The 11,154-nt window shown below is 35.6% G+C and carries 12 protein-coding genes; 5 read left to right on the forward strand and 7 right to left on the reverse strand.

Annotated features, from left to right (window positions below):
- Positions 1 to 26 precede the first annotated feature (26 nt).
- Complete coding sequence (gene brxL, locus GW12_RS05255; RefSeq protein ID WP_034584429.1) at positions 27 to 2,066, forward strand: protease Lon-related BREX system protein BrxL; 2,040 nt, start codon at positions 27 to 29, stop codon at positions 2,064 to 2,066.
- A gap of 287 nt (positions 2,067 to 2,353) precedes the next feature.
- Here brxL and GW12_RS05260 read toward each other — a convergent pair whose 3' ends face one another.
- Entirely contained in the window at positions 2,354 to 3,322 is a 969-nt protein-coding gene (locus GW12_RS05260) for an ADP-ribosylglycohydrolase family protein (protein ID WP_034584431.1), read from the reverse strand.
- Between the two features lie 20 nt (positions 3,323 to 3,342).
- On the opposite strand from GW12_RS05260, the gene GW12_RS05265 reads away from it, so the two are divergent.
- Both GW12_RS05265 and GW12_RS15765 read left to right on the forward strand, forming a co-directional pair.
- On the forward strand, positions 3,343 to 3,909 hold the full coding sequence (locus GW12_RS05265) for an ADP-ribosyltransferase domain-containing protein (RefSeq protein WP_034584433.1): 567 nt from the start codon (positions 3,343 to 3,345) through the stop codon (positions 3,907 to 3,909).
- A gap of 12 nt (positions 3,910 to 3,921) precedes the next feature.
- Positions 3,922 to 4,092, forward strand: a complete 171-nt coding sequence (locus GW12_RS15765; protein WP_161788380.1) for a hypothetical protein — start codon at positions 3,922 to 3,924, stop codon at positions 4,090 to 4,092.
- 250 nt (positions 4,093 to 4,342) lie between these two features.
- Here the strand turns inward: GW12_RS15765 and GW12_RS05270 are convergent, their stop codons facing one another.
- The 6 genes from GW12_RS05270 to GW12_RS05295 all read right to left on the reverse strand — a co-directional run bounded on the left by GW12_RS05270 (position 4,343) and on the right by GW12_RS05295 (position 9,341).
- Complete coding sequence (locus tag GW12_RS05270; RefSeq protein WP_034584434.1) at positions 4,343 to 4,615, reverse strand: hypothetical protein; 273 nt, start codon at positions 4,613 to 4,615, stop codon at positions 4,343 to 4,345.
- An 84-nt stretch (positions 4,616 to 4,699) separates the two neighbouring features.
- On the reverse strand, positions 4,700 to 5,035 hold the full coding sequence (locus GW12_RS05275) for a DUF6527 family protein (RefSeq protein WP_034584436.1): 336 nt from the start codon (positions 5,033 to 5,035) through the stop codon (positions 4,700 to 4,702).
- The gene (locus GW12_RS05280) at positions 5,032 to 6,402 is read right to left on the reverse strand and encodes a ThiF family adenylyltransferase (protein ID WP_034584438.1); all 1,371 of its coding nucleotides are present in this window, start codon (positions 6,400 to 6,402) and stop codon (positions 5,032 to 5,034) included. Before GW12_RS05280 ends, GW12_RS05275 begins: the two co-directional genes overlap by 4 nt.
- Positions 6,399 to 7,460, reverse strand: a complete 1,062-nt coding sequence (locus tag GW12_RS05285; RefSeq protein WP_034584440.1) for an E2/UBC family protein — start codon at positions 7,458 to 7,460, stop codon at positions 6,399 to 6,401. Before GW12_RS05285 ends, GW12_RS05280 begins: the two co-directional genes overlap by 4 nt.
- A gap of 126 nt (positions 7,461 to 7,586) precedes the next feature.
- A complete protein-coding gene (locus GW12_RS05290) occupies positions 7,587 to 8,138 on the reverse strand; it encodes a winged helix-turn-helix domain-containing protein (protein WP_034584442.1) in 552 nt (183 codons plus the stop codon).
- 21 nt (positions 8,139 to 8,159) lie between these two features.
- Positions 8,160 to 9,341, reverse strand: a complete 1,182-nt coding sequence (locus GW12_RS05295; protein ID WP_034584444.1) for an ATP-binding protein — start codon at positions 9,339 to 9,341, stop codon at positions 8,160 to 8,162.
- 299 nt (positions 9,342 to 9,640) lie between these two features.
- Between GW12_RS05295 and GW12_RS05300 the strand changes: the two genes are divergently transcribed.
- Together GW12_RS05300 and GW12_RS05305 are read left to right on the forward strand one after the other, a co-directional pair.
- Positions 9,641 to 10,207 (forward strand): recombinase family protein, encoded by a 567-nt coding sequence (locus tag GW12_RS05300; protein WP_004758168.1) that lies wholly within the window; start codon positions 9,641 to 9,643, stop codon positions 10,205 to 10,207.
- A 10-nt stretch (positions 10,208 to 10,217) separates the two neighbouring features.
- A complete protein-coding gene (locus tag GW12_RS05305; protein WP_034584454.1) occupies positions 10,218 to 11,138 on the forward strand; it encodes an arsenic resistance protein in 921 nt (306 codons plus the stop codon).
- The last annotated feature ends 16 nt before the right edge of the window (positions 11,139 to 11,154 follow it).

Raw genomic sequence — 11,154 nt, forward strand, 5'->3', positions numbered from 1 at the left:
CGAATTAACGATAGAGCGTAGCCTACATGGAATCTGCTAACGATAAAGAACTGGATCAGCTGCTGAATGAACACTTTGCTGGGCGGGTGGTACGTAAGGATCTAACTAAACTGATCAAAGAAGGGGCCAATGTCCCGGTCTATGTACTTGAATACCTGCTGGGAATGTACTGTGCCTCGGATGATCCAGAGATCATTGAGCAGGGACTACGTAACGTAAAGACTGTGCTGGCAGAGAACTATGTACGACCTGATGAAGCTGAGAAGGTGAAATCCCTGGTTCGTGAGCGTGGCAGTTATAAGGTCATTGATCGGGTGACCGTAAAGCTGAATGAGCGTAAGGACAAATACGAAGCATCATTTAGTAATCTGGGCATCAAAGATGCCGAGATCTCGGCAGGCATCGTCAAAGAGTATGAAAAGCTGCTGGTCGGTGGTATCTGGGTCATTGCTACGCTCAGTTATTATTTTGAAGAAGGACAGACTAGTTCTCCATTTGGGGTGAGCTTACTCAAGCCGATTCAGATGCCCAATATGAATATGGATGAGCTGTTCAACGGACGGGCAGCGTTAACCACTGAGCAGTGGCGCGAGAGTTTAATCCGTTCGATCGGTATGGAGCCGGCTTCCTTAAAAGAGGAGGTGCAATGGCACTTGTTGGCGCGCATGATTCCCTTTGTCGAAAACAACTATAACGTCTGTGAGCTGGGGCCACGCGGTACCGGTAAAAGCCATATTTACAAAGAGTGTTCACCGAACAGTATTTTAGTCTCGGGTGGGCAAACGACTGTCGCCAATCTGTTCTATAACATGAGTAGCCGCCGTATTGGTCTGGTGGGGTTATGGGATGTAGTGGCCTTTGATGAAGTCGCCGGTATTTCCTTTAAGGACAAAGATGGCGTGCAGATCATGAAAGACTACATGGCCTCGGGATCTTTTGCCCGTGGCCGGGAACAGATGGAAGCCTCAGCTTCAATGGTTTTTGTGGGTAATATCAACCAAAGCGTGGAATCCCTGGTCAAAACCAGCCATCTATTGGCACCTTTCCCGGAAGCCATGATTGATTCGGCATTCTTCGATCGTTTTCATGCTTACATCCCCGGCTGGGAAATTCCCAAGATGCGCCCGGAGTTCTTCACCAACCGTTATGGTCTAATCGTTGATTATCTGGCTGAATTCTTCCGGGAAATGCGCAAGCGTAGTTTTGCGGATGCCATTGAGAAGTACTTCAAACTCGGAAATAACCTGAATCAGCGCGATGTGATTGCCGTTCGCAAGACGGTTTCTGGATTGATGAAGCTGCTTTACCCACACGGTCAGTTTAATAAAGAAGATGTACGCCAATGTCTGGAATATGCGCTGCAGGTACGCCGTCGGGTCAAAGAGCAGCTGAAAAAAATTGGGGGGATGGAATTCTATGATGTGCATTTTAGCTATATCGACAATGACACCCTAGAAGAGCATTTTGTTTCGGTAAAAGAGCAGGGTGGAGGTGGACTGATTCCCGAAGGTCCTGCTAAACCAGGCTTCCTGTATACCATTGGCCTCAGTAATAAGGGCATGCCAGGCTTATACCGCTTAGAACTTCAAGTCACTAAAGGTTCAGGAAAATTGGCGACATCTGGCTTATGGAATTCAAGTAGTGCCAAAGAACAGGTCAAGATTGCTTTTGATTACTTCAAGGCCAATGCATCCAGAATATCGGGTGGCAGTAAGGTGCTGGAACATGATTTCCATTTACATGTGGTGGAATTACAGAATACCGGCCCGCTCAGCCATCTTGCTCTGCCAAGTTTAGTGGCTTTCGCTTCTGGCCTCTTAGGACGATCGGTTCAAAGTCAGATGGTGGTACTGGGTGATATGAGCTTGGGTGGTTCAGTGACACCGGTGGAAAGTATTGCCGAATGTCTGCAAGTTGCTTTTGATGCGGGTGCCAAGAAGGTTGCTTTGCCAATGAGTAGTGCGGCAGATATCCCAACGATTCCTGTGGAACTGTTTACCAAGTTCCAGACCAGCTTCTATGCAGATCCGGTAGATGCGGTGTTTAAAGGGCTAGGGGTGGATTAATTTCATATCTGTCTGGAAGAGTTACAGTAGATTGTTTTAAATTCAGTTTCTCAAGTTAAACACCATGTTGTAAAAGCATAATACTGCCTCTTTTAAAGAGCTAGTATTTTAGGGGGGATTACCATCGCAGCAAGTGCTACCTTAGCTTTAAAGTCGTTTGAATGATTTCTTCTTGGTCTACGTGCCATAAAATACTCCATCTATTGATGTTTATAACATCATTTGAGGAGCAGAATATCACTTATAGGAGTTGTTCAAATTTCCGGATCCATCTCTGAGATTCTATGTTAAATAAATTTAATATTTGAATATCTAGTTTCTAGTAATCGTTTTAATAAAGGATAAACTATTTCCTTACCTCTTAATCCAGAGATCCAATGTTCAGGTATGTTATTAAAACCAAATCGAATTCCTGCAAGTCCTCCAGCGATACAAGCAGTAGTATCAGTATCATTGCCAAAGGATATGGCTTTTTTGATTACAGTGGAGTAACTTGGCTCTTTAATACATACTAAAGAACTCATAAGAGAATCAACAACATATGATCCACCATGACATTCATTTAAGTCGTAGGAAAGAATCTGGTTTTTTAATTCTTTTAGAGCATCAAAATAATTGTATTTAGTATAAATATTAATAAGCTCATGTTTTGAATTTTTTATTGCAATTTCGGGAGTAAATCCTAAAAGAAGGTTTTTAGCTATTAAACAATATAATGCACAACAAGCCTGAGATCTAATATGTGGGTGAGTTATTAAAGATTGTTTATGCGCCAAATCAATAAGTTCCTTACTAGATCCTTTATGCCAGAGAGCTAAAGGTAAACATCTCATTAAAGAACCATTTCCATTGTGATATTCATTTGGGGAATTGTCTATTTCAAACTTTTTCTGTTTTCTATATGCATTAATATATGCATAAGTTTGGATGCCAACATCAAAAGTGTAGTTATCTACAGACATATAACCATTCTCAAGCCACTTAACTAAACGGTTCAAAAGATCAGTTAGGTCTAATTTGTTATTATCTAATAGGCTTGAGAGCAAAATTAGGCTTTGTGCTCCATCATCAGACCATGTACCAAATCTTACATTAGGATAAGTTTTATTTTTAAGATCTTTAGGGTAGATATCTATATCTTTAATTTCATATTTTTCTTTAAATTCATATGGAACACCTATTGCATCCCCAATTAAAAGGCCAAATATCCCTCCATATATTTTATTTTCAATGTCATAATTGTTACTAATTTTCATATACAAGCCTCATAGCGGTCATGAATGACATAGATTTAATCAACAAATGGATTAAACAATCAGATTCTTTAGAAAACTACGAAGATTTTTTACACGCTATTCAAAAAGATGGAAATATGTCCCATTTTAAGAGTAAGTATGGGTTATCTGATGCTGAGTCTGTTGCAATACAATTTTACACAGGTTATGGGTCTAAAGTCCTTAATCAAAATATAGGAAACCAGTTTTTTTCTGATATTAAACAACTCCTTTTAATAGCATTAGAAAAATTGCCTAATTTTCAGGGCATTGTCTGTAGAAATGATAAATATATAGATAATAAAGCATGGATAGATAGTCATATCAAAGGAAAAATAATCACATATCCATTCTTTATGAGCACTTCTAAGGATGAGGGATTCTATGAAGATTATGATGTAGAAATCTATTTTGAGACAAAAAAAGGTAAAGATATTAGTTGGTTAAGTTATGTTAATTACTATAATGAAGATGAGAGAGAAGTGCTAATTTGTCCTCCTTCTATGTTTGAAGTTCTTAATAAAACATGCGAGAATGGAAAAATAGTCATAGATCTATTTGAGCTATAAGTAGGTAAAATTATGAGTGATTCAGTTATATCAAAAGTATCAGAAAAACAGAGAAGCTTAGAAGCCTTAGTAGCTCATCGTACAAAGATTAAGGCTGCGCGTAAATTTCACCAACCTAGTAGTGTTTATTTAAAAAATAGAATATTGGCAGAATCTAAAATTAATTATATTTTGTCTAAATGATAAAAAATTCTAACATTTCGTTAGGATTTTTTATTATTTAATAATATCTATTATATTAAATTGAGATGGTAATCCCCCCTAAAAAATAATAGGGTCTAAAAGTAGATCTTTTCTTACCCTATAATCTTTGCCGCAGGGTTAGCTAACTAAGACGATTAGTTGTTATGGTTGGAAATTCTAACGCTAATAACAAGTATCGGGTATTGAGCTAGAGAATTACCTTCATATTTATCGTACATTTCTTTTTATCTTAATTATATTTATTAAAAGTTTTAAAATATTCTTTACTTGAAGTAACTAATGTCCAGATAATAATGCATATAATCAGATAGTTATAACGTTTAAGTAATCTATATGGTTCTAAGCCTTCTAACAAGGTACCCGCAACTTGGCTATGTAATTTCGTGAGTTGATAGTCCATTCCAATTTTAATGAGCAATGAAATCCCAACACCTGTAATAATAATCCAACATAGTTTTTTATTAACTAAAAATGGAAAGAAAATTGTTGCTAATATATTCATTGTATTTTTCTTCTTAAGTTAACCTTCAATAATTAAGTTTTAAATCATTCCTATCAAATGAACATTTCAAATCAAAGTACAGATCTAGTTACACCATGTAATTTTTCCATTTTTGATCCAAAAGTGAGACTTACAACCTTTTTTCAGAAAAACTGAAGGAAATAAACTAATCTGATTCTGTGAGTTAATATTTATGTCCCAGCGAGGTTTTGCCTCTTTAATAATTGGTAACTCTATAGTGTAACCACAACCACATGGACACTTTAAACCTACACACCAGATTTCATCATCTTCAATAGCAACGACTATAGATCTAATTGGCATCTTGTCAGGTAAAGAGTCCCCATTTAGTTGAATTACCGAACGAGAAAAGACCATATCTAAAAATAGAGTTAGGTATTTGAAAAAAAATTGTTTCATTTCACTCCTCCAAGATTAGGCATTCCTAAGAGTGGAGTAGTGATACCTTTACCGACATTAGTCCTAGAAACTGAAGTAAAGTCATCTTCCTTAAAATACTCAGTTTCATTAGCACCTAGGCAAATGACAGTTCTTGCATAATTAGAATTATTTTCTTGTCGGAACAAAAACGTTCTAGCTATAAACTCGTTTATACAATAGCTTGCAGCGAGCATATTAAGCGAAATTACAGAGGGAGCCTCTTCATGAACACCCTTGAAATAGCCTTCTTGCAACTGTTTTTCATAGATATCAGGTGAAGTATCTTTCAAATATTCTGCTCTCAAAGAGTCTGGTGTATAAACTTCTCTATCTTTCAGGGAACTTCTATGAGGTTGGATATAATCTAGCCGGGCACACACTTCTGTAATAAAAGGTTTTCCATCTTTTGATCCTGTTGGGATTGTTACGCCGATATCAAAGATAGGTAAAAGAAAATGCTCACCAACTAAATCTACATACATCCTTGCCGAAACCGTATCAACACAGCTGAATAAAACATCACAAGTTGCTGCCTCGAAAATAGCCGGCTGAGTACCAATCTTGCTATCTAATATTGTTAAGACAACATCAGACCTATATTGGTTAATAGCATCAGCTAGAACTTTAACCTTCGATTTTTGATTCTCAGCATCCTGAATAGTTGAATTAAGAATTCTATTCAAATTCTTATGTTCAATAACATCATCATCGATCAAGACAAGATGGCCAACTCCTAATCTGGCAAGGTTTTCAATAACAATTGATCCTGTACCAGATGCCCCTATAACACCAACTTTAAAATTTTTTAGACTTTGGGTCATATCGGCTGAAAAAGGCATAACGTTGCTCGACGATTGTCGAGCAACTAATTCAATGTTTTGACCTACAATTAAGAACTTATCAATATATTGTGGGGATAAATTCTTATCATAGAAACGCCCCGTTAATTTTCCTTCAGGTGTCACTATTACTGAGCCATGTAATTGGTTATATGCTGCAAAAATACAAGGTATTACTTTCTGATCACTTTCATCATCAGCAATCGAAAACTGATTTAGATTTGATGGATGGGAATGAATTAAAAATAAACTGAGATTTTTTCCCTCTCCCTTTTCAATCGCTTCTTCTATAAATTTTCCAGGCCAAGTTAAGTAATCAACTTTACGAATACATTCACTATGCGGCACTAACAAAATATCTTGAACCAAAAAAATAATTTGATCATTTATTTTGTTGCATGAAGCAAGTGCTATAGCACTGGCTTCTAACCCATCTCCCGGAAATAGATGACGTTTTAAGTCATCTAAATGGGTATCCGTGATTCTAAAATGAGTTTGTAAAATCATGGCTGCACCTCACGAAGTAATGATTCTTCAATAAGTGCAAAGTGTGTAATAACATTATCACATGCTGGATTCCAAGCAGAAAGAGGACTACGATGCCGAGACCATCGTTGATAAAGTTTACCTTCAATTGATTGATCTACTTCAGTACAAGATGGAATAGCACCAGTCGATAATTGAATTCGAGGATATGTATAAAACATATCAATTTCAGCTTGAGGATAGGCAATAGGGATTTCAATTGCGATGGAAATTACTTGATGGCTGTATCCTTCAGGTAATTGGTAGTTATCAACTATGAGCCACCGACGATTTTGCTCAATAATAGTTCGAAAATTTCCAAACACCTGGTTTAAATATTCATTGTCTTTTGGAAGAATCTGAAAACTATTTACAACTGCATCCCCATTATTTACTTCTCGTGGAATTAGTCGAAGTTTTTCAATACCAGGCTTTGCTAAATCTATTACTGAATTTGATGTGACTTCTTGTTTAGGCTCACCTTGAATCTTTAAAATAATTTGATAATTCTCAGCATCTTGAATACCTGCTAAAGATAATGCTTCAGAAACAATAATTTGAGATTTATCTACCTTAATGATTGTACCTTGAACATTGAGCTCATAAGTTTGCTTCGGCAATTGAGTATAGATATCTTCAATACCAGCTTCAGATAAGTTAATAACAGTTTGTTCACTGATCATTAAATCCGCTTCTTCCGATTTAGATAAAAAGAAGGATTTATTTTTCAGTCCTGTTAGAACTTTTAAATGCTTCAAGGTAATGTTGTTTTCAGGCCACTCATAGTTAAAGCCGTCAATTTTTAACTTAAAACTACGATCACCTTCAAGGATAAAAAACTTATCACCCTTCTCAAAATCTATACTCTCTTCAGGACTGATTTCCTCCATACCTGATTGATTAAGCACCTGGTACAAAAGAACATTGTCCTTTGAAGAGTATCCAAGTGATCTCAATAGCTGAGATCCGATAGGGGAATGATCCTCAATAGATCCATGTTTAAAGGTTAAATCGCTGAGAGAATAAGCAAATTGTTTCATGTATAGCTCCGAATTCTGATTAATCTGGTTAAATTAATTTCATTAACCAGGGTGTAAAAAAACTTGCTGGAATAAAGCTACACCAAAAATCTGCTTAAGTAAATATTTTTAAGCAGATTTTTCGATTTAACAGATACTTTGGTAAATGAACTCTATGCCGCCTGTTTCTGCTGTTTCTTCAAACCGCAGAATATACCCATCATCAACTAATTTTTTTAGTTTGCTACTAGCATTTGGAACAGATATATCAAACGCATTCGCAACTAAGGCTGTAGTAACTTTTTTTTGCTCAAGAATCAATTCTAAAATTTCTAAATTTGCTTTGGTTAGCCTTGGACCTAAAATTTGAATACCCTGATCCAATTTTATAGCAATAGGTTGTTTCAAAACTTGAGCTATATAATCTATATTATCGATGATATCTTGATCTTCGATATAAGAAACATACAAACCTTTTTTCCCTTTATAAAGCTGAGCTAAAAGAATAATACTTTCTCTAGTAAAAGAAGAGTCAACAAACTCTATACCTTCAAAAGACAATTCAAAAATAGTACTAGATGCATGTTTTTCAATAAACTCTCTCATTAAAGAAAAAACTTCACGCCCTTTTTGCGTACCATAAGGCGAGCTCTCTTTAGTAAAATCTATTAGTTTCATAATTTTGGCTATCTGGTTCATGCTGTTCTTTTAATCAGATTATTATATTTTGTCAAGGATTATTGTTAGAACATAGTGAGTTCCTTGTAATATCGTTAACCCTGTTTTTTGTTTAGCTTCTTCAGAAATTAGAAGACCATCCCTATAAGGGAAAATGATTTCTTGATCTCTTTGTCTTATAGATAATGTAATTGATTTAAGATTACTAGACTCTAAACCATTATTTTTATTAGCGATCAGTTTTAATTTGCTGCTCCCTCGTTCTAAGCCCATACCTCGGCCATCCATTCCTGTTCTAGAAATACCGCCCTTGTTTAGAATGTAAGTTAGCAAGTCAATATCAGCAGAACTTTCATTAAAACCAAGTTTCTCAAAAAGATTCTTATATTTCTCTAACTTAGATGCTTCATTTCTTAAAGTAGCTAACAATCCTGGACCACTATCAGATACAGAAACTACAATTTTTTTATACTTAGGTAAGTTATAAGTTTGGAGAGCTACATAACCATCTAATTCAGATTTACCATGATCTCTAATATTTGTAATTAATTCTGTTATTAGATGACTAAGTTTCCCCAGAATAACTTTATTTTCATCTTCAGATAGCTCACCACTTATACATTTTTTTAAACGCGGTAATTCTGAACCTTCATACACATCTTTGATTGGAAAAATTTCAACTAAGTTTTCGGAATTAGAGTTATATTTTTTAGCTGAAGACTCGTTTGGTCTATACGGTAAAATTATTACATTAGGCTGGATTTGATCAAAAAAACCACACCGGTCCAAGTAGCTAAAACCCTTTGAATTTCCTTCAAACATAAGGGTAACTTTCGAACCGCTCAATGCTAATTGGTTGGTTAAACTTAGAATTTTAAGTATACAATCTAAAAATATAGGTTTATTAGGAAAATGAAACTCAATTTCAGACTTCATATTCAATAAGTTTGGATACTTTTTTAATACTTGTTCAATATTTGAAGCACTTAACCAACTAGAAGAACTATCAAAAGATATTCTTTTAATATTAGGGGTTACATAACTCCATATATTTTGCTCGTTCTTAGTTAAACCTTCTAAATCTAAGGCTTTATATAGCTCAGAGTTAATAGTCGTATGAGTAATAGTAGTTCGAGTAGAATCCAAAAGTAATGCAATTTTTCTTGCTTTAAGAGGACCTTCTTTTTCTAAAACATCAAGAATATTTTTTAGTAAATTACTCATAAATAGAATTCAATATTATAAAAGCTTAAGAGCACTATTTATTAAGAAAATTTTGTACTCAGTTTACAAACTTATTCTATCTGATTTCACAATAAATCATTACTGGAACTTCTTAAACTATTCAATAAATAACTATAAGCATTTTGTTTCTTTAAGGTAAACCCTAAAGCAACACTCAGAATGTCCCGGATTTTATGTATCATTTAAATGATTTTTAATCATATATAACATGTAACTTTGATATTAAAGATTTATAATTTACGAAATTGTTCATTTTTATCCAATTGGGGAGTGAAAGAGTGAAAGGTCAAAAAGTAGGTTATGTCCGGGTGAGTTCAGTCGAGCAAAATACAGGACGTCAACTTGAGGGAATTGAAATCGACCGGATTTTTGTTGACCGAGCTTCGGGTAAAAATACCGACCGACCGAAATTTCAGGAAATGTTGAACTATGTCCGGGAAGGGGACAGGGTGATTGTACATTCCATGGATCGTTTTGCTCGAAGCTTAAAAGATTTAGTCACTGAAGTAGATAAACTGGTCAAACGAGGAATTGCCATCCAGTTCGTAAAAGAAAATATTACTTTCACTGCTCAATCTACCCCGATGGATAATTTGATGCTGCAATTGATGGGCGCTTTTGCACAGTTCGAACGTGAGATCATTTTAGAGCGTCAAAAAGAAGGAATAAAACTGGCCTCTGCTCAAGGAAAGTACAAAGGGCGTGTACATAAATTGAAACCTGAACAGGCTGAAGCTTTAAGACAAGAATGGAAGGAAGGAAAGTACCCTTCAAAAATGGCATTAGGCCAGGCATTTGGAATTAGTCGCCAGGCGGTATACCGCTATTTAAAAGCAAGTGAGTAACTCAATTAAAATGGAAAATATTCGAAATTTTCTTGAAGATAATCAAGTCAAAATCTACTTCTGTACCATCTTTATCGGAGTTATTTTTGGATTAACCATCAGTGGAGCGACGATTTTAGAAAGTTTGATTAACCCTGCACTGGCATTAATGTTATTTGCTACTTTTTTACAAGTACCTATTGCAGAAATTGGCAAGGCATTAAAAAATTTACGTTTTATTTCTGCATTACTTATTACTAACTTTATTGCCTTACCTTTAATTACGGCAGGTCTAATACAATTTTTACCTGAAAACCCACTTATTCGTTTAGCTGTACTTTTTGTTCTACTAGCACCGTGTATTGATTATGTGATTACTTTCACCCATGTTGGGAAAGGTAATGCAAGATTATTACTTGCGATGACACCTGTATTATTGCTTATCCAAATGATCTTACTACCAATTTATCTTGGTGTACTCCTCGGAGAAGAGGTAGCTCAGCTTGTTGAAATTGGTCCTTTTGTCCATGCGTTTGTATGGTTCATTGTTGCACCCTTAGCAATGGCAGCTATAGTTCAGTTCATTGGGAATAGAAATGAACAAGCAGAAAAAGTGGCTGAAAGCCTAAACTTATTTCCTGTACCTGCCACAGCCCTAGTTTTGTTTATCGTCCTAGCATCAGTTATGCCTCAAATTGGGCTTGCAAAAAGTGCAGCTCTTCAAGCTTTACCAATTTATATTTCTTTTGCCATTATTGCTCCATTCGTGGGTTGGATAATTGCTCGTATTTTTCGATTAGAATCTGGCTCTGCTAGTGCTGTGTCCTTTTCAGCATCATATAGAAATTCATTTGTTATTCTTCCATTAGCTTTTGCAATTCCGGGAAGTATGCCCATAATTCCTGCTGTAATCTTGACTCAGACTATCGTTGAACTATGCTTTTTACCGTAAGCATCCGGCTAACACA

The sequence above is a fragment of the Acinetobacter sp. HR7 genome (assembly GCF_000773685.1).
GTDB classification, from domain to species: domain Bacteria; phylum Pseudomonadota; class Gammaproteobacteria; order Pseudomonadales; family Moraxellaceae; genus Acinetobacter; species Acinetobacter thermotolerans.

Excerpts from the sequence above, each read along its gene's own strand:
- brxL (WP_034584429.1), top strand. The coding sequence starts at position 27 with ATGGAATCTGCTAACGATAAAGAACTGGATCAGCTGCTGAATGAACAC.
- GW12_RS05260 (WP_034584431.1), bottom strand. The coding sequence starts at position 3,322 with ATGAAAATTAGTAACAATTATGACATTGAAAATAAAATATATGGAGGG.
- GW12_RS05265 (WP_034584433.1), top strand. The coding sequence starts at position 3,343 with ATGAATGACATAGATTTAATCAACAAATGGATTAAACAATCAGATTCT.
- GW12_RS15765 (WP_161788380.1), top strand. The coding sequence starts at position 3,922 with ATGAGTGATTCAGTTATATCAAAAGTATCAGAAAAACAGAGAAGCTTA.
- GW12_RS05270 (WP_034584434.1), bottom strand. The coding sequence starts at position 4,615 with ATGAATATATTAGCAACAATTTTCTTTCCATTTTTAGTTAATAAAAAA.
- GW12_RS05275 (WP_034584436.1), bottom strand. The coding sequence starts at position 5,035 with ATGAAACAATTTTTTTTCAAATACCTAACTCTATTTTTAGATATGGTC.
- GW12_RS05280 (WP_034584438.1), bottom strand. The coding sequence starts at position 6,402 with ATGATTTTACAAACTCATTTTAGAATCACGGATACCCATTTAGATGAC.
- GW12_RS05285 (WP_034584440.1), bottom strand. The coding sequence starts at position 7,460 with ATGAAACAATTTGCTTATTCTCTCAGCGATTTAACCTTTAAACATGGA.
- GW12_RS05290 (WP_034584442.1), bottom strand. The coding sequence starts at position 8,138 with ATGAACCAGATAGCCAAAATTATGAAACTAATAGATTTTACTAAAGAG.
- GW12_RS05295 (WP_034584444.1), bottom strand. The coding sequence starts at position 9,341 with ATGAGTAATTTACTAAAAAATATTCTTGATGTTTTAGAAAAAGAAGGT.
- GW12_RS05305 (WP_034584454.1), top strand. The coding sequence starts at position 10,218 with ATGGAAAATATTCGAAATTTTCTTGAAGATAATCAAGTCAAAATCTAC.